This is a genomic window from Amycolatopsis echigonensis (assembly GCF_014174495.1).
GTDB classification, from domain to species: Bacteria; Actinomycetota; Actinomycetes; order Mycobacteriales; family Pseudonocardiaceae; genus Amycolatopsis; species Amycolatopsis echigonensis.
Window position 1 is genome coordinate 15,152 of the sequence record NZ_JACJHR010000017.1, and the last position, 17,039, is coordinate 32,190.

The window sequence follows — 17,039 nt, forward strand, 5'->3', positions numbered from 1 at the left end:
TCATCGTTCGAAGTCCGGTATCCGGTCGGCGAGCACGCTGAAGTACGGCTGGGTCCGCCAGTTCTGCCGGTTGCCGATCACATACAGCCGGCGCTTCGCCCGCGAAACGGCGACGTTGAGCAGGTTCGGTTTCTCCGCGGCCCATTCCCGTGCCCGCTCCCGGTGGTCCGGAGTGCCGAGCACGAGAATCACCACGTCGGATTCCTTGCCCTGCATAGTGTGCACAGTGCCGACGTTCGTCCCGGCGAACTCCTCCCCCAGCACGTTCCGGCCGATCCTGCGCGAACCGCGCACGACCGCTCGGAAGGGGCTGACCACCCGGATGTCCTGAGCCCGGACGCCGTCCCGCCGGAGCTGCCGGAGCAGGTCCGCCAGCGCCTCGCCTTCGGCAGGCAGCCAATGCTCGTCCGAGGCGCCAGAGGGCACATGGATCCAGCCGTTCCGCCCCGGGAAAACGCCGTCGTGGCGCGTCCCGTACACCATCAGGGTCCCGCCGTAGGCGATGTCGTTCGAGATCTCGAACATCGGCCGGTCGCACCGCCGGTGCACTCGCAGCGGCGCTCCCACCCAGGCGGTACCGCTGCCGTCCGAGTCCGCCAGTTCGGTGCCGTACCGCGCCATCCGGTCCGCGATCTGCTGCGCCGAGGCAGCGTCCGGCAACCACTGCGCGTCCACCTGGCAATAGCGGCGAAGGACCTCCTGCGCGGACGAAGGCAGCGACACGATCGGCTCGAGCTGCCGTGGATCACCCACGATCACCGAACGCCGGGCCCGCCAGATCCCGCCGACGACTTCCTGCGGAGTCGCCTGCCCCGCCTCGTCGATGAACAACCAGCCCAGGGATTCCCGGCCGAGTCCCGCGAACAACCGCGGCAGGGACGAGAAGGTGGTGGACACGACCGGCACGACCAGGAACAACGCCTGCCACGCCGCGAGCAGAACTGCGGGCTCAGGCTTGACCCGGCCCGTCAGGTACGCCTCCATCACGGCCAGGTTGTCGCGCAGCCGCGGTTCAGCGCCGAGCACGAACCTTTTGTGCAGCCGCAGCGCTTCGAGAAACAGGCGGTTGCGCGCCGCGGTGAACTCCGTGTCGGCCCAAGGCGCGCAGCGCTGGAACTCGGAGTCGCTGTCGAAATCCAGGCGAAAAGGCACATTCCCCGGCCAGCGCCGGCGGCCTTCCTCGATGCGCGCGCAAACGTCGGCGAACGTCCGTTCAGCCGCGTCCCTCACCTGCACCGCCTGTTGCCAGGTCGCGGTGGCTGCAGCCAGCTCCGCTTGCCAGCTGGCCGCGGTCTGGTGCGCCCGCTCGCACGTCAGTTTCGCTGCCGCGCGGCGGTGCCGAAGCTCGGCAGCGACGCTCGCCCACTCGCGGCCCGCCCTGAACCAGGTGGAGAGCTGGATCCAGAATCCAGGACGGCTGAGCGCGTGGTGCTTGGACTCCGCGTCCTCGTCGGCGAACGTCTTCCGGGCTTGCATCAGCGCCCGTTCCGCGGCGGTGGCTTGGCCTCGCGCGTGCTCGGCTCGGCGAGCCGCCGCGACGACCTGGTCAGCCGCCGCGTCGCGGGCAACCCGGCAGCCGGGATGCGCGGCCACGGCATCAGCGACGCCCTGTCGTTCCGCTGCGAGCCGCCGGACGTCCGCCAGAGCGTCTTTGAACCGCTTGACCGCACGAGCCCAGTCCGCGGCCGTTTCGGGTTTCCGTTGCGCCTGCTGGAGGATGTGCAGCATTCCGGAGGGCTTCTTCTTCGCCTGTTCGGGCGATCCGTCCTTCTCAGCCGGTTCCGCTCGGCTCTGGCCGTCGCCCCACCAGAACCTGCTCGCGAAGCGACTCCGCTTCTTCATGCTGCCGAGCGTCGCGGCCATCAGCCCCCAAGCCGGTGCGTCGAGGACGTGCGACGCGAGTTCGGTGAAGTAGTCCGCGTCGAGTGCTTCGGCCGCGGCCCCGCCCACTGCATTGACCCCGGGAATTTCCGCGGTGACGTTCTCCGCCGCTCCGTTGTTCGCGGTGGCGAGCACCACCTCGAACCCGGTCAGTTCAGGCCGGGGGCGGTACACGTGAGCGGTGTGTTTCGCACTCAGTGCGACGCTGCCGATCTGCCCGGCGAAGGCGTCGACCGGGTGGTGCAGGGCGGCGAGCCGTTCGGCCCGCCGGACGAGGACACCCGCGAGCACGTCGCGCAGCATCGTCGTCTTCCCAGTTCCCGGCGGGCCGTTCACCGCGAACAGCCCGCTGCCGTCGGCGAGGTCGGCGAAGATCCGGTCGACCGCGAACTGCTGGCTCAGCACCAAGGGTTTTCCGACGTCGGTCGGCCACCGGCCGACCGGGATACTGCCGGGCGCCACGCCCGCCACGACCGCGTCCGGGCTGTGCCGCACGTCGACCCGGTCCGCGACGGGAACACTGCGCGGCGCGGTCAGGTACTGCAAGAGACCGGGCCCCGCGTTCCCGTTCCGGAGCTCTTGTTCGATCCTGCCCAGATCCTTCGCGATAAAGCTGTTGAGGAAATTCTGCTCGCCCGCCTCGGCCGACTCGCGCACCGGCACCAAGGCGCACTTCACGCGGACCCCGGACGGCCGCAACGCGCCGAGACCGAGCTCGTTTGCCAGCGAAGCCACCAGCCGGTGCACATCGCCCGCGGTGAGACGCGGCCAGCCGACCGTCTCTTCCAGGTCCGTCTGCTCAGGCACCGAGCCGGACGGACGCGTCTCCGGAGTCCTCTCTCGCTTGCGCGGGGTCAGCAGCTTTTCCGCGAACGCGCCGGCGACGCTGCCGGCGATCCCGCCGACCACCGGGCCGGCGACCGAGGTCACTGCCGCTGCGGCCACAGTCGTCACCGCGGTCCCGGCCGATTTCGCACCCGCTTTGAGCGCCTCGGCCGCGGCGTTCTTGACCTGGTCGCCGGCGGCCTGCGCTACCCTGCTCGCCATCGATTCGCCCGGCTCGGCGGAGTCGTCGTCCGCCGGCGACCTCCTTGCCGACGGCGGGACCAGCCTGTCGAGCTGCCTGGCGAACTCTCGTTCCTCCGCCTCGAACCCGTCCAGCCAGTCCCGGGCACCCGGTCCCGGCGAGCGCGTGCGGCCGATGGCCCATGCGCAGGCGGACAACGTCGCGGAGTTCTCCACCAGGCAGCCCTTGTCGTCCACGGTGAACGCCAGCAGCGCGGTGTGCCGGTCGAGCCGCCCGTCGGGTTCCTTGGTGTCGCGGCCCAAAGCCCGCACGAGCTCGTTCCGGACCGCCGACAGTTCGTACAGGCCACCGTAAACGGTGAACTGCCAGGTCATCCGCGGCTTCGCCGGAAGGCTCCACACGGGATGGCCTTCTTCCCAGGGCGCCAGGCCACGCGGAGGGAGATCGAACACCAGCTGCTCGCTGTCGGCGCCGGGCCGGGTGTTCGGTTTCTTGGGCACATTCTGCGGAGTAAACATTTCGACCATCCGCCAGAAACGCACGATTTCCGCCGTGCGAGCACCGTCTCCCACCGGACCCCCTCGTTCCCTCGCCCGGACGCGATTGTACTCGCCCCGTTCACCTCCATTCGCGGCGGCCGTTCCGTGGAATATTCCAACTCTTTAAAAGGCAACAATCCGGATTGATATTAAGGTTTCAGGGAGAGAATCCCCGTCCTGCTACGAATTCATCGGTACCCAGGGCTCATCCGCCAGTGCAGCGAGCGGGTACACGGCGATTGCTCCAGCAAGCTCTATCGCTGACGCCGCGGAGCCAAGCTCCCGATCGCCGCGCCGAAGATCGGTCTCTCGACGTCCTCTATTGTCGCCGATCACATTAAGCCGCCGTGTCCGCAATGGACCGACGGACTACTCGCGCCACCTGTCCGTCCACTTCGGTCAATCCGTTCAGCCGGTTCCGGCGCGTCAGCAGTCCGCCCAGGACAAGATCGACCAGCTGCGCGCCTACCTGCTCCGCCGACACCGGGCCGGCTGGGTCGAACCACGTCCATGCCCATTGCGCGGAGCCGAAGATCAGCAGGCTCTGCACCTCGACATCACACGAGCGGAACTCCCCCGACGCGATCCCTTCGGACAAGGTCGCGCGCACCAGGTCGAGGTATTCCGCGCGCATCCGGCGGCCCTCGGCCATCGCCTCGTGGTCGGCGAGCCGGACGACCTCGCGCTGGAACGCGACGGTCGCCTCCCGGTCCACCACCTGGTACAGCATGAACGCGTACAGCAGCCCGGCGAGTTGGCGGGTCGGCGTCGCGAGGCGGTCGCGGATCAGCGCGGCCTCGGCGAGCCTGCGGCGCATGTACGACTCGTGCAGCGCGGCGAGCAGCCGGTCCTTCGTGCCGAAGTGGTGCACGATGGTGCCCTTCGACAGTCCCAGCTCGCCGGCGATGTCGGAGAAGTTCGTGGCGTCGTATCCGCGCTCGGCGACGCAGCGGGTGAACGTCGCCAGGATGTCCCCGGCGCGGCCTTTGGGTGGCATCGGCCCACTGTAGCCGAAGTTTGACCACTGACCGTCCGTACGGTTACCTTCATCGTGGTCCCCGGCGACGAAGGAGTCTCGGCATGGCAGCGAGCTTGGCGCAGTGGATTGTCCGGCGCGGCACGGTCACCCCCGAGTCGGTCGCGCTGGTCGCCGCGGAGACCGGCGAGCGGATCACGTACGCCGAGCTCGAACGCCGGGTCGCGCGGCGGGCGGCGGCGCTGCGCGAACTGGGTGTGCGCAAGGGCGACCGCGTGGCGTTGCTCGGCCTGAATTCCACCGGCTACCTCGAAACTCTCTTCGCGGTCGCCTGGCTCGGCGCGATCACGCTGCCGATCAATTTCCGGCTCGCCGCGGCCGAAATCGAGTACCTCCTCGACGACGCCCGGCCGGTGGTCGTGGTGCACGACGACACCTTCGCCGCGCTCGCGAAGGAGGCTTCCGGCGCACGGACGCTGGTCAACAACCGCGAACTCGGCCAGACCGAGGACCGCGTCGAACCCGAACCGACCGGGCCGGACGAGGTCGCGGTGCTGATGTACACCTCCGGCACCACCGGCCGCCCCAAGGGAGCGATGCTCACCCACGGCAACCTGGAGGCGAACGCGGTCAACGTGCTCACCTCCGGCGAAGGCATTCTCCCGTCGGACATCACGCTTACCGTCGCCCCGCTTTTCCACATCGGCGGGCTGGCGCTGTTCACCCTGCCTTTGCTGTACGCGGGCGGCACCGTGGTGGTCGCCGGCAAGTTCGATCCACAAGAGACACTCGCACTGCTCCAGCGGGAAAAGGTCACCGTCCACTTCATGGTGCCCGCGATGTGGGCGGCGATGACGCAGGTCCCGGACTTCGATTCCTACGACCTGTCGCGGTTGCGGTACCTGTTGTGCGGCGGCGCGCCGTGCCCGCTGCCGGTGATCGAGTTCTACGAAGGCAAGGGACTGACCTTTGTGGAGGGTTTCGGGATGACCGAACTCTCCCCCGCCGCGCTGGTGCTGGAATCGGCGTTCGTGCGCTCGCACGCCGGGTCCGTCGGAAGGCCCTTCCTGCACGTCGAGGCGCGGATCGTGGACGAACGCGACGAGGACGTGCCCACCGGAACGGTCGGCGAACTGGTGCTGCGCGGCCCGAACGTCTTCGCCGGTTACTGGGGCCTGCCCGAAGCCAGCGCCGAAACCATGCGCGGCGGCTGGTTCCACTCCGGCGACCTCGCCCGCTGTGACGCCGACGGTTTCGTGACCTTGGTGGACCGCAAGAAAGACATGATCATTTCCGGCGGCGAGAACGTCTATCCGATCGAGGTCGAGCAGGTGCTGCACCGGCATCCGGACATCGCCGACGTCGCGGTGATCGGCGCGCCGGATCCGCAGTGGGGCGAAACCGTGGTCGCGGTGGTCGTGCCGGCCGGCGACTCGCTCGACGGGGACGCGGTGATCGCCTACTGCCGGGAAAGGATCGCCGCTTTCAAGTGCCCCCGCCGAGTCGAGGTGGTGGACGAGCTTCCCCGCAACGCCACGGGAAAGCTGCTCAAACGCGAACTTCGGGCCCGCTACACCGATTCCGCTGCTTCCGTCTCCCGGTAAGCCGCGAGGGGAACCAGATCCCCTCACGGCACGTCACCGGGTCAGATGAACCGCCACAGATGGTCCGGCGTCCCGTTGTCGTCCCACTGGGTCACCTGTGCACCGTCCGCAGTGGACTGCTGATCGACCGCCATCACCTTTCCGCTGTGGACATTCACCAGTTTCCACCAGCCGCCGCCGGCGTCCACGATGCGCCACAGGTGATCCGGTGTTCCGTTGTCCTGGAACTGCTGCACGTGCGCGCCGTTGTCGAGGCTCTGGTCGTGCACCGCTAGCACCTTGCCGCTGTTGCGGTTCATGATCCGGACGGTCCCGTCGCCGCTGTCCACGACCGTCCACACGTGATCGACCGTGCCGTTGTCTTGCCATTGCGTCACATCGGCAGTGTCCGAAAGCGACATACCCTGCACCGCCAGCAGTTTTCCGGAGCGCTGGTTCTCGATCCGGCGCCACGAGGTGGTCGAGGCGGCCGGACGCGGCAGCAGAGCCAAATACCCAGCCGCGACCGGACGCGCTTGGAAACCGGACTGCCGGGCGTCCGCGACGAAGTACCAGTCCGAGAACGGAACCCGCGAATCGGTGGTGTTGGCGAAACTGTGGACGCCTTCGACCAGCGTCGTGCGGATGTCGGTGTGGTCGGTCAGCCAGGCGGCCGTCCAGAGTTCCCAGTCGGCTTTCGTGTAGTCGTGGCGCGGATCCAGCGGAACCCCGTTCGCGCCCCGCTGGGACTGGTACCAGGCGGCTTCCCGCGCGGCGGTGCCGACCGGCACCAGGTCGAGGCCCAGCAACCGGTCCGCGAAACCGTTGTACTTCAGGCTCCACGTTCCCGGCTGGTCATACGCCATCCGCAGGTGCGAGCCGTCGTCGGCCAAAGTCGTCCACTGGCTGATGTACGACCGCGAAATCGACCGGTACCGCAAGGCATCAGCGGAATTGCCGGTGACGTCGGCGAGAACGGCCATCGCGCCGACGCCGATGATTCCCTTCAACGCGAGGTTGGCGCTGTGCGCGATCCAGCCGGTGAAGTCGTCGGTCTGGTTCTGGTTGCCGGGGTCGAGCGTGGTGCCCACGAGATATTCGGCCCATTGCCGCAGGATTCCGTAGTGGGCGCCGGCGAACGCTTTCGCCGCCGCGGAATCCAGCCGCTGCGCGACCGCGGCGGACATGATGAGCATGTTGGCCGATTCCTCGACCGGCATGCTCTCCTCGTTGCCGTCGTTGTGCCCGGCCGCGTTCGGATAGGACGCGCCGATGTCGTGTTCCGAGAACGTCATCGGCCAGCCGCCGTGTTCCGCGTAGTCGAGCACCGGCTCCAGCAGCAGCCGCACGAACTCCGGCGACAGATGGAGGTAGCCGGGCAGTGCCGGATAGATCACGTCTACTGTGGACACATTGCCGCTGGACGAGATCTCCTTCAGGAACGCCCACGGCGAGCCGTTCCGGTCGACCAGTTCGGTGCCGCCGAACGCCTGGCGCAGCGCGAGCGCGCAGATCGCCGCGTAGTGGTCGCCGGTGCTGCCGCCGCCGGCCGCGGCGGACGCTTCGCTCGCGATCCGCTGGTCCAGCGCGATGCCGGTGCCGAGCGCGGCCGGGTAGTCGGCGTGGAACCACGCGACCATGTCCTGCCACGACGACCAGTAGTGCGTCCACCACGGCGCCAGCTGCGCGCCGAGGTAGCTGACCGCGGGCGTGCGGACGTGCCCGATCGCCACGACCAGCGGATCGACGGCCGCGTCCGGCCGGATGGTGCCCAGGTCCTTGGCGAACGCGAGGACCGGCCAGCGGTCGCTGATCGCCCGCGGCTGGTCCGGATCGCTCGTCCCGGCCAGCGCTCCCCCGTTCGCCGACGTCGCGCGCACGACCGTGTCCTGCCCGATTTGCCAGGTCACCTCGGCCGAAGGCGCCGCGACGACGAGCGAACCCCAGCGCGGCTGGTCGTGCCCGTCCTCGGCGAGCACAGCCGGCGAGGCAGCCTGGACGCTCAACGACGTGATGCCGCCGGATTGCTGTTGTCGCCAGCCGACCGGCGTGCCCGAGTCCCATTGCAGCCATTCGGCCGACGAGTCGAAATGCAGCGAAACGGCATGCGCCCGGCCGTCGGTGCTCGCGGCGGCGACGGCGACATAGCCGAACGGCACGCACTGCCGTTGGAGGTTGCCGGGGTCGACCGGCGAGAAGAAGGTGACGGTGAGGGTCACGCCGCCGCCGGAGAGTTCGTAGATCGAGCGGGTTGCGGTGACCTGCAAGGAGTTCTGCGTCATCGGGGTCAGGCTCGGCCCGGACGGCAGCTGCGGCGCACCGGCGAACACGTACGCGGCGCCGTCGATCCGGGCGATCCCGCACAACGCGGTGATGTGCCCGTTCCAGAACGTCGACCAGGTGCCGGGCAGATTGTCCGCCGCTTGCCAGGTCGAGAGATACGGCGAGCGCACGACGAGCGGCGTCGCGGGCGGGCGCAACGGGTTCAGCGTGCCCGCCGGAGCTGCCGACGCGGTGGACTGGACCAGTTCCGGGGCGCACCAGAGCGCGGCCGCCGCGACTGCGCCGGTGCCCGCCCAGCGCAGGGCGTCGCGGCGGCTGACTTCGCGGGGAGATTCGGAGGAGGACATCGACAGCTTCTTTCGGTCAGATGCCGGACACGGGAAAGAAGGAACCGAGCGACCTCAGTGTGGCACCGCGATACAACGTTGTAAATCTGCCGAAAGCACTGACAAACGCTGTCCGTTTCCGGACAGGCAGTGTCAATGAGCGCGGCTTTCCCACCCGGCGACCGCATCCGTGCCGGTCCGCGATTCCGCTGCCGCGTTGATGAAGCCGCCGAAAAGCTGACAAGCGCTGTCCGTTTTCAGACAGCGCTTGTCAGTCCAGGTCATCGCCCCGCGGCGTACCCCTGCGCCCCGCGCGAATTCGCCGCCGCCGAAAGCACTCCGGTCTCGGGATCCTTCGCCACCGCGCACAACCGGCCCTCCGACCAAGGCTCCCCGACCGTCACGTCGTGGCCGCGGCCTTCCAATGCGGCAATGACGTCCGCGCCGATCCGCGATTCCACCGTCACGCTGCCCGCCGCCATGCCGCGCGGGTAGAACGAGCTCGGGAAGCTGTCGGTGTGCCAGTTCGGCGCGTCGATCGCGCCCTGCAGGTCGAGTCCGCCGCGCACCTTTTCGCGCAGCGCCACGGCGAGGAAGAAGTGGAAGTTCCACTGGTCCTGCTGGTCGCCGCCGGGCGTGCCGAACGCCATCACCGGCACGCCGTCGCGCAGGGCGAGCGACGGCGAGAGCGTGGTGCGCGGCCGTTTGCCCGGGGCGAGCGAGTTGGGCAGGCCCGGGTCGAGCCACGCCATCTGCAGCCGCGTGCCCAGCGGGAAGCCCAGCTCCGGCACCACCGGATTGGATTGCAGCCAGCCGCCGCTCGGAGTCGCGGCGATCATGTTGCCCCAGCGGTCGACGACATCGAGGTGGCAGGTGTCGCCCCGGGTCAGGCCGTCCTTCGCGACAGTCGGCTCCCCCGCCCCGATCGCCGACGCGGTGACCCCGCCGCCCGCGACGTACCGCGCGTGCCGGCTCAGCTTCGGCTCCCGGCCTTCAGGACTGCCCGGACGCAGGCCGAAGGACGCGCGCTCGCCGATCAGCTTGCGCCGGACCTCGGTGTACTCCGGGGAAAGCAGCGCTTCGATGGACACGTCGGTGCTGTCGCCGTACCACGCTTCGCGGTCGGCCATCGCGAGCTTCGTGCCCTCGATGAGCCGGTGGTAGTACTCCGGCGTCGCGTACTCCAGTTCGTCCGGCAGGAGCGCGAGCTGCTGCAGGAAGGCCGGACCTTGGCTCCACAGCCCGGCTTTCGCGACCGTCCAGCCGTTCCAGGTGCTGGTGACCGGGTCCTCGTAGGCCGGCCGGAACGCGGCGATGTCGTCGGCGGTGAGCGTGCCCGCGTGCCGTTCGCCGGAAGAGTCCATCGCCGGTTTCGCGGCGAACGCGGCGAGTGCTTCGGCGACGAACCCTTCGCGCCACGCCTTCCGCGCCGCCTCGATCTGCGCTTCCCGATCGCTCCCGGCCGCCTCCGCTTCCGCGATCAGCCGGCGCCAGGTCTCGGCGAGCGCGGGATTCTTCAGCAGCCCACCGGGTTTCGGCGCGACCCCGCCGGGCAAGTACAGCTCGGCCGACGTAGTCCATTCGTTCTCGAACAACTCGCGGACGGTCTCCACCGTCGCGCCGACGCGCTCGACCGCCGGATGGCCGTCCGCCGCGTAGTGAATGGCGTACTTGAGGACTTCGCGCAGCGATTTCGTGCCGTGGTCGTGCAGCAGGAGCAGCCACGCCTCGACCGCGCCGGGGACGGCGGCGGCGAGCGGGCCGGTGCCGGGGACGAGGTCCAGGCCGAGCGACGTGTAGTGCTCGATCGTCGCCCCGGCCGGCGCGGGACCCTGCCCGCACAGCACCTTCGGCGCGCCGCCCGCCGGGGCGAGGATCATCGGCACCTCGCCGCCGGGTCCGTTGAGGTGCGGTTCGACGACGTGCAGCACGAACGCGCCGGCGACCGCGGCGTCGTAGGCGTTGCCGCCGTCCTCGAGCACCGCCATCGCGGCCGCCGAGGCGAGCCAGTGGGTGGACGACACCATGCCGAAGGTGCCCTGCAACGTCGGGCGCGTCTGGACCATGGGCGTTATCGTCGCGCGCCGGCTGGCGGTACGTCAAAGACATCTGAGGCACCAATCCGATAGCGTACCGCTATGGAACGCCGCCAGCTGGAGTACTTCGTCGCGATCGCCGAGCACGGCGGGTTCACGCACGCGGCGCGGGCGTTGCGGGTGGCGCAGCCGTCGTTGTCGCGGGCGATCGCGAAGCTGGAACAGGACCTGGGCGTCGAGCTGTTCCACCGCGTCGGGCGCAACGCGGTGCTGTCGAACGCCGGCGAGCTGCTGGCCGAGCGCGCCCGGCTGGTGCTGCGCGACCTCGACGCCCTGCGCGCCGCCGCGCGGATGGCGGGCGACGGACCGGCCGGGCGCATCGACGTCGCGGCCACGTCGTCGTCCGCGCTCGAGCCGGTGATCAGCATCATCGCCGAGATGCGCACGCGGTATCCCGGCGTTCTGGTGAGCACGTCGGCGGCGTTGTCCGCGGCCGAGGTGGTCGCGATGGTGGTGCAGGGGCGATGCGAGGCCGGGGTGTGCGGGAGCGCGGAACGCCCGGTCGGGCCGGGGCTGGTCGCGCAGCACCTGCGCGACGAGGAAGTGCTGCTGGTCGCCCCGCCGGGCACGGAGATCGGCTCGGACGGGGCGGTGGAGCGGGCTGAACTCGGCGGCATGCGGTTCGTCGTCACCAGCTCGGCGACCGCGGTGCGCGGGTTCTTCGACCGGCTCGCGGCGAGCGTGCCGGACCTGTCGATCGCGGCCGAGGTCGGCGACCGGAGCGTCGTGCTGCCGATGGTGCTGCGCGGGATCGGTGCGAGCCTGATGCCGGACGGCTGGGCGGAGCTGGCCCGCCGGGCCGGTGCGCGGGTGCTCCGGTTCTCGCCGCCGGAGAAGCTCCCGCAGTGGCTGATCTATCGGTCCGGACCGATGACCGCGGCGACTCAGGCGTTTGTGGACATCACCCTCGCCGCCGGCTCGTCGGCCCCGCGCAGCGCGGCGATCACGGACTGAACCGCTGTCATCCGATCCCGAGCCCGCGCCGTCCGATCGCGTTCAGCCGCGCGGGAGCGAATCTGTCCGGCCAGGACCGCTCGTAATGCTCGGGCGGAAAGTCCGAGGGACTGGAACCGGACTCGAACGCTTCCCGCACCGCCCCGGCGTACGCCTCGTTCCGCGGGCACCACGGCGCGGCCGGGATGTACATGACGTTGCCCCAGCCCCGCTGGTTCTTCACCGGCGCGACGCTGTGGATCAGATCGCAGTGCCACCACACGGAATCGCCGGCCCGCACGTCCGGAATCCCGCTGGAAGCACGCAGCAGCAAGGAATGCCATTTCTCGCTGGCCGGGAACACCTGATTCACCGTGACGCCGCACATGTCGTCCTCGGGCACGTCGGACAGCAGCGGGCGCAGCATCAAGCAGCCCATCGCCTCCGGAATCGGGACGGTGTGCAGCACGCCCTGGTCGTGGTCCATGTCGGAGAGCGCGGTCCAGCCTTGGAAGGTGCGGAACACCGAGCACATCGTCGAACCCTCGAACTGCGGCCCGGCCGTGCGATGCGCGGCGTCCCACGGATCGTAGGACTCGACCGTGCCGTCGAAGAGGTGCCGGAACGCCCGCTGGTACGCCTCGGTCATCCAGAGGTCCAGCGTCCCGGGGTCGAGATGGGTGCCGAGGCCGCCGGAGTCCGCACCCGGCGGACGGCGGCGGATACGGTCCGGGTACAGGGAATCCCGGCCGGGGTCGAACCACCGGACGCCGCCGGATTCGGATTTCCACTGTGCGTTGAGGAACGCCTGCACGCGGGCCATCCGATCGCTTTGCCGCGCCTCCATTTGCGCTGGAGACCAGTAGATCGGGTAAATCTCCGGACGTGAGCCGACGGTGCCGAAGAAATCGTCGCCGGGCCCTCGGTAGTCTTCGAAGAACCGGTTGCCCTCGACGTAGTCGACGATCCCCTTGTCCCACGCCAGCGCCTGCTCGCGCGGAAAATGTCCGCGCACGACCAGGCAACCGCGCTTCCGGAGCCGAGCCAAGTCCTTTTCGGACACTCTGCCCGCCTCGATGTCGGCGTAGTCCAGCACCGGCCAGATCTCCTCGCCGCGTGCTTTCGCCGTCTCGATCTCCTCGACCTCGGCGGCGACGCGGGACTCGACCACCGCGAAGACCTCTTCCACGGTGCGGCCGGACGCCTCGATCCGCGCCCGCAGCGCGGCTTTGATCTCGCGGATCGCGGCCGGGAGGTCGTCCGGCGCGGTCTCCCAGTGCGGCAACGGGGGCAGCTGCATGGCGCTCGCTCCATTCAGGAAGGGCTCCTTACTGAAATGACCGTAAGGCGCCGGCGCCAATTCAGGCAACACTCCTGACTAAATCGGCTACACTCGCGCCGGTGACCCCGGCCAAGCCCTCCCTCGACCTGCTCCGGTCGCTGACCGACGAGCACGTGCTGCGGGCGCTGCTTGCCGAACGGCAGCTTACGCGCGCGCAAATCGCCGCTCGCACCGGCATTTCCAAGCCCGCGGTCGGCGACAGCGTCGCCCGGCTCGCCGAGGCCGGCCTGCTGCGCGACACCGGCGAACGCACCACCGGACGCGGCCGCGTCGGCACCTATTACGCGCTGGCCGACGATCTCGGCACGGCCCTGGTCGTGAGCATCGGCCACGACGGCGCGGTCGCCGAAGCCGTCGACGTTTTCGGCGAGGTCCTCGCCCGGCACGTCGAAGACCTGGGCTGTCCGGTGCGTCCGCGGAAGGTCTCCCAGGCGTTGCGCAAGGCCGCCGCGCAGGTCGCCGCCGACGCGGGGCCGCTTCGGCTCGCGGTCGTCAGCGCCGCCGATCCGGTCGACCGCGCCACCGGGAAACTGGTCCACCTGCCCGATTCCCCGTTCCTGCTGGGGGAACTCTCCCCCGCCGACGTCCTCGCGCCGCTCGTCGCGGGACCGGTCACAGTGGACAACGACGTCAACTGGGCCGCCCGCACCGAGCAGGCCGCCGACGATTTCGCCTACCTCTTCCTCGGCGAAGGACTCGGCTGCGCTGTCGTCGCCGACGGCGAAGTGCGGCGCGGGCACGCCGGTTTCGCCGGGGAAATCGCGCACGTCCTCACGCGCGGCCCCGGTGGCCAGGCGATCGCCTTCATCGACGTCTTCGCGGATCTCGGTGTGCGGCAACCGGATTCGACCACGATCGACGTCGAGGCCCTGCGGACCGCGATCAAATCCGACGACCTCCTCGACGCCCTCGCCGAAGCGATCTGCGGAGTGCTCCTGGCGTTGGTGACCGTGTCCGACCCGGAACTCATCGTGCTGGGCGGCCCCTGGGGACCCGACGTGCTCGACGCGGTGTCGGACCGTTTCGCGCAGCTGCCGCGCAACGTCCCCCTTCGCGCCCCGCACGCCACGGACTCCCCCGCGCTGGCCGGTGCGCGCGACGAGGCCGTGCGTGCGCTGCGGAGTGCCGTCCTCAGCCCTTGAGCCTCGTGAGCGTTGATCCCGGTTAGAACCGGGATTGCCGCGCACGAGGTGCGCCCCGGTTGACATGTCGGAAACTTCCGACGTAACGTAGCGTCATGCCCGACGACGTCTTCCTCGCTCTCGCCAGTCCCGTCCGGCGGCGGCTGCTGGAGATCCTGGCGGACGGCCCGCGCACGGCGGGCGACCTCGCGGCGCGGTTCGAGCTGAGCCGTCCGGCGGTCGCCGAGCATCTCAAGGTGCTGCGGGACGCCGCGCTGGTCCGCGACGAACCCGTGGGGCGACAACGCTTTTACCACCTGGAAAGCGACCCGCTGGAGCAGGTCGGCGCATGGCTGCACCCGTTCGAACGGTTCTGGCGCGGCCGTCTGCGCAGCATGGCCGACCTGCTGGAAAACGAGGAGGAAACCCCGTGACCTACGCCCGGACCGGCAGTATCTCGGTCGACCAGTTCATCGCCGCCCCGCCGGACAAAGTCTGACGGGCGCTCACCGACCCCGAACTGCACGCGAAGTGGTGGGCTCCCGGCGACATCGGCCCGGACGTCGGCCACGAATTCCATCTGGAGATGCCCGGGTTCGGCTCGATCCCTTGCCGCGTCCTCGAATCCGTGCCGCCGTCGAAGTTCGTCTACACCTTCAACGGCGACTGGACCCTCACCTGGACGCTCGTCGCCGAGGGCCAGGGCACCCGGCTCCTGCTGAACCACTCCGGCTTCGACCTCGACGACAAACGGCAGGCGAACGCGTGCGAGCGGATGGGCCCGGGCTGGCGCGACGGCGTGCTGCCGCGGCTGGCGAAACTGGACCTCGGCTGACCCGTCAGGCTGGACGGCGAGCGTAGACCACCGCTTGCGGCACCTCGCTGTCCAGTTCCTCCACCCACTCCGCTTCGACGGTGAACCCGGCTTCGCGCAACCATTCCGAGACCTGCGCGGGACGACGTCGATAGACGTGCACCCGCATCGGATGACCGCCGTAACCCTGCGTCTTCAACCGGGCCACGTCGCCGACGTGAAAGCCGATCGCGACCGGCGCTCCGGGCCGCAGCACGCGGTGGAACTGCGCCAGCGCGGCGGGCACCTCCGCGTCCGGCACGTGGATCAGCGACCACCACGACAGCAGCCCGGCCACCGAAGCGTCGGGCAGCGGGAGCGCGGTCATCGAGCCGACCGCGAACCGCAGCCCCGGGTGGTCGCGCCGGGCCACCTCGATCATGCCGGGCGAGAGGTCGAGGCCGAACGCGTCCAGGCCAAGGCCGTTCAGGTGCGCGGTGACATGCCCGGTGCCGCAGCCGACGTCGGCCACGGGACCGTCTCCGGGCACCAGCGAGGCGAACAACCCCAAAGTCATGCGCAGCGAAGGACTTTCGGCGATCGAATCGCGCAACCGGTCGGCATAACTGGCGGCGACGGTGTCGTACGAGGTCCGCGTGTCGGTCAGCCACGTCTGCACGACGGCCACGCTAGCCCACCGGCGCGCCGAACCACTGGCGAATCGCTGGTTCGAGACCGTCCGGGGCACCTGCCCACGCGACATATCCGTCCGGGCGGACCAGCATCGCCTCGGTGCCCGTTTCGACGCGGTTCACCCGATCCGCCCACCGCGCCGCGAGCTCCCCGAACCGCCTTCCGGGATCCACGAGAACACCGCGTCCGGCGCGCAGCTCCGGACCGAGGTCGTGCGCGGGTAGTCCCACCAGCGGATGCTCCTCGCTGCCGGGCATGGCGTAGCGGAAACCCATGCCGGACAGCATGTCGTCCAGGAGGTACTGAACTTCGGGCACTTGAACCAGTTCCGCGAACAACGACCGGGCCGCGGCCGAATCCGGGCCGTCGTCGAGAAGCAGCGACTGCGCTTGGACATTGCGCAGCACCGCCGCACCGACCGGATGCCGTTCCGCGTGGTAGCTGTCCAGCAGTCCCTCGGGCGCGGTGCCGCGAACCGCGGCGGCGAGCTTCCAGCCGAGGTTCATCGCGTCCTGGATTCCGGCGTTCATGCCTTGCGCGCCAAGGGGAAGGTGCACGTGCGCGGCGTCGCCGGCGAGAAATACCCGGCCGTGGCGATACTGCGCGGCTTGCAACGCGGCGTTCGTGATCCGGCGCGCGTAACGGAGTTCGACCAGTTCCACCCGGTCGCCGAAGACCGTCTTCAGCCCGGTGCGGATCTCGTCCTCGGTGACCGGGACGTCCCGTTCCAGCGACCAGCCGGGCCCGCCCAGCACAAGACGGCGCAGCGGCCGGCCTTCGGCGTCGACGCCGAGCGGGAACACCTGCGCGCGGTAGCCCTCCGGCGTGATCGTGTGCATCGGGACCTCGGCGCTCAGCCGGACGTCGGCGGCCACCGTGGTCGCCGTCCCGGGACGGCCGGAGAACTCCGCGCCCAGCAGTTTCCGGACCGTGCTCCGCCCGCCGTCGGCGGCGACCAGGTACTGAGCGCGGATCGCGGTGCCGTCGGCGAAGGTTCCGGTGACGCCGTCCGCGTCCTGCCGCAGTCCGACCAGTTCGTGGTTGCGGCGGATGCGGATGCCTTGGGCGGCAAGGTGTTTCTCCAGGAAACCTTCGAGCATCACCTGGGGCAGCGAGCGCCACGGGAACTGGTGCCGCGTGCGGACCAGCGGCAGCAGCGTGCCCGCGAAATGCGCGGTGCTGACCGGATAATCGCCGGTGGCCAGCAACGGTTCGAGCAGCCCGCGCTGATCGAGCGCCTCCTGCGTGCGGGACTGCAGCCCGCCGGCCTTGGACAGTTCGCTGGCCCGCGACAGCCGGTCCGCCAGCACGCAGGACACTCCGGCGAGCCGGAGTTCGTTCGCCATTGTCATCCCCGTCGGACCGGCGCCGACGACGAGCACCTCGGCAGTCATGATCTCTCCCTCGTGGGTCGGTGCGTTCGGAACTGACCCTCTGCCCGGCACC

General features: G+C 69.7%; 11 protein-coding genes and 1 pseudogene. 5 read left to right on the forward strand and 7 right to left on the reverse strand.

Annotated features, from left to right (window positions below; translation table 11 throughout):
* Nucleotides 1-3,408, reverse strand: coding sequence for a DEAD/DEAH box helicase (locus H5411_RS14225; protein WP_312878244.1), 3,408 nt, complete (start codon nt 3,406-3,408; stop codon nt 1-3).
* 376 nt (nt 3,409-3,784) lie between these two features.
* On the reverse strand, nt 3,785-4,444 hold the full coding sequence (locus H5411_RS14230; protein ID WP_183124048.1) for a TetR/AcrR family transcriptional regulator: 660 nt from the start codon (nt 4,442-4,444) through the stop codon (nt 3,785-3,787).
* 83 nt (nt 4,445-4,527) lie between these two features.
* Here H5411_RS14230 and H5411_RS14235 point away from each other — a divergent pair, with 83 nt between their 5' ends.
* Nucleotides 4,528-6,027 carry an acyl-CoA synthetase gene (locus H5411_RS14235; RefSeq protein WP_101439071.1) on the forward strand — a complete coding sequence of 500 codons (1,500 nt, stop codon included), beginning with the start codon at nt 4,528-4,530 and terminating at the stop codon, nt 6,025-6,027.
* A 41-nt stretch (nt 6,028-6,068) separates the two neighbouring features.
* Here the strand turns inward: H5411_RS14235 and H5411_RS14240 are convergent, their stop codons facing one another.
* Entirely contained in the window at nt 6,069-8,636 is a 2,568-nt protein-coding gene (locus H5411_RS14240) for a glutaminase domain-containing protein (protein WP_183124049.1), read from the reverse strand.
* 260 nt (nt 8,637-8,896) lie between these two features.
* Nucleotides 8,897-10,681, reverse strand: a complete 1,785-nt coding sequence (locus H5411_RS14245; RefSeq protein WP_183124050.1) for a gamma-glutamyltransferase family protein — start codon at nt 10,679-10,681, stop codon at nt 8,897-8,899.
* 72 nt (nt 10,682-10,753) lie between these two features.
* Here H5411_RS14245 and H5411_RS14250 point away from each other — a divergent pair, with 72 nt between their 5' ends.
* A complete protein-coding gene (locus H5411_RS14250; RefSeq protein WP_183124051.1) occupies nt 10,754-11,665 on the forward strand; it encodes a LysR family transcriptional regulator in 912 nt (303 codons plus the stop codon).
* A gap of 7 nt (nt 11,666-11,672) precedes the next feature.
* Here H5411_RS14250 and H5411_RS14255 read toward each other — a convergent pair whose 3' ends face one another.
* Nucleotides 11,673-12,944 carry a DUF1479 domain-containing protein gene (locus tag H5411_RS14255; RefSeq protein ID WP_183124052.1) on the reverse strand — a complete coding sequence of 424 codons (1,272 nt, stop codon included), beginning with the start codon at nt 12,942-12,944 and terminating at the stop codon, nt 11,673-11,675.
* A gap of 101 nt (nt 12,945-13,045) precedes the next feature.
* Here H5411_RS14255 and H5411_RS14260 point away from each other — a divergent pair, with 101 nt between their 5' ends.
* The 3 genes and pseudogenes from H5411_RS14260 to H5411_RS14270 all read left to right on the forward strand — a co-directional run.
* The gene (locus H5411_RS14260; protein WP_183124053.1) at nt 13,046-14,128 is read left to right on the forward strand and encodes an ROK family transcriptional regulator; all 1,083 of its coding nucleotides are present in this window, start codon (nt 13,046-13,048) and stop codon (nt 14,126-14,128) included.
* 95 nt (nt 14,129-14,223) lie between these two features.
* A complete protein-coding gene (locus H5411_RS14265) occupies nt 14,224-14,541 on the forward strand; it encodes an ArsR/SmtB family transcription factor (RefSeq protein WP_101439065.1) in 318 nt (105 codons plus the stop codon).
* A gap of 77 nt (nt 14,542-14,618) precedes the next feature.
* A pseudogene (locus tag H5411_RS14270) lies at nt 14,619-14,942 on the forward strand (SRPBCC family protein); the annotation flags it as partial.
* 4 nt (nt 14,943-14,946) lie between these two features.
* On the opposite strand, the gene H5411_RS14275 reads toward H5411_RS14270, so the two are convergent.
* Both H5411_RS14275 and H5411_RS14280 read right to left on the reverse strand, forming a co-directional pair.
* Nucleotides 14,947-15,588 carry a class I SAM-dependent methyltransferase gene (locus tag H5411_RS14275; RefSeq protein ID WP_183124054.1) on the reverse strand — a complete coding sequence of 214 codons (642 nt, stop codon included), beginning with the start codon at nt 15,586-15,588 and terminating at the stop codon, nt 14,947-14,949.
* 1 nt (nt 15,589) lies between these two features.
* The gene (locus H5411_RS14280) at nt 15,590-16,987 is read right to left on the reverse strand and encodes an FAD-dependent monooxygenase (protein ID WP_101439062.1); all 1,398 of its coding nucleotides are present in this window, start codon (nt 16,985-16,987) and stop codon (nt 15,590-15,592) included.
* Nucleotides 16,988-17,039 lie beyond the last annotated feature (52 nt).

Coding starts and splice junctions, on each gene's coding strand:
- H5411_RS14230 (WP_183124048.1), bottom strand. CDS start 4,444: ATGCCACCCAAAGGCCGCGCCGGGGACATCCTGGCGACGTTCACCCGC.
- H5411_RS14235 (WP_101439071.1), top strand. CDS start 4,528: ATGGCAGCGAGCTTGGCGCAGTGGATTGTCCGGCGCGGCACGGTCACC.
- H5411_RS14240 (WP_183124049.1), bottom strand. CDS start 8,636: ATGTCCTCCTCCGAATCTCCCCGCGAAGTCAGCCGCCGCGACGCCCTG.
- H5411_RS14245 (WP_183124050.1), bottom strand. CDS start 10,681: ATGGTCCAGACGCGCCCGACGTTGCAGGGCACCTTCGGCATGGTGTCG.
- H5411_RS14250 (WP_183124051.1), top strand. CDS start 10,754: ATGGAACGCCGCCAGCTGGAGTACTTCGTCGCGATCGCCGAGCACGGC.
- H5411_RS14255 (WP_183124052.1), bottom strand. CDS start 12,944: ATGCAGCTGCCCCCGTTGCCGCACTGGGAGACCGCGCCGGACGACCTC.
- H5411_RS14265 (WP_101439065.1), top strand. CDS start 14,224: ATGCCCGACGACGTCTTCCTCGCTCTCGCCAGTCCCGTCCGGCGGCGG.
- H5411_RS14280 (WP_101439062.1), bottom strand. CDS start 16,987: ATGACTGCCGAGGTGCTCGTCGTCGGCGCCGGTCCGACGGGGATGACA.